1 protein-coding gene is annotated in these 659 nt (G+C 25.2%); it reads left to right on the top strand.

What is annotated here, in order from left to right; genetic code table 4:
* Positions 1–31 precede the first annotated feature (31 nt).
* Positions 32–659: phage terminase large subunit (locus D9R21_RS06790; protein WP_148108903.1), on the top strand; the 628-nt coding region annotated here is incomplete at its 3' end.

Here is a 659-nt window from a genome sequence, read left to right as displayed (position 1 = left end):
AAAAGATAGTGTATTTCAAAATATATGAAATATGTTAGATGAAAATCATATTCCTTATATTATTAATTTATCAAATTTTACTTTTACTTTATCAAATGGTAGTAAAATATATTGTAAAGGTTTACATTCACCAAGTCGGAAAGAAAAATTAAAAGCCTTTGCTGATTTGAATAAATATAAATTAGTTATTGATTGAAGAGAAGAATGTGATCAATTTCAACAAAAAGATTTAAGTGATTTAGAGTTTGCTATTCGTGGTTATCAAAATAAAATAACAATTAATACATGTAATCCCGAGAGTTTAAAAAGATATATTGTTGGTTATTGTAATGAATTATTACCTTTTAATGAAGAAATAATGCGTAGTAAATATGAGCAAATTAAGTATATTGAAAAATGAAATATGAAAATTATTATTCATTATTCTAGTTGAAGAATTAATTATGAATTACCACAAGATAAAGTTAATGAACAATTAAGATTAGAACAATTAGATGTTGAAAGAGCAAGAGTATGGAGTTGGGGTTTACCAGGTAATACTAGTGGGTCAATCTTTGCAAGATATATTGATATTATGCAAGCAACAGATATTATTCAACCAACTAAGTTATTAGGTGGTGTTGATTTAGCAAACTCTACTAGTCCTAAGGGACATACAA

Source organism: Spiroplasma endosymbiont of Megaselia nigra, from assembly GCF_003987485.1.
GTDB lineage: Bacteria > Bacillota_I > Bacilli_A > Mycoplasmatales > Mycoplasmataceae > Spiroplasma.
This window is presented reverse-complemented; position numbering and strand designations above follow the sequence as displayed.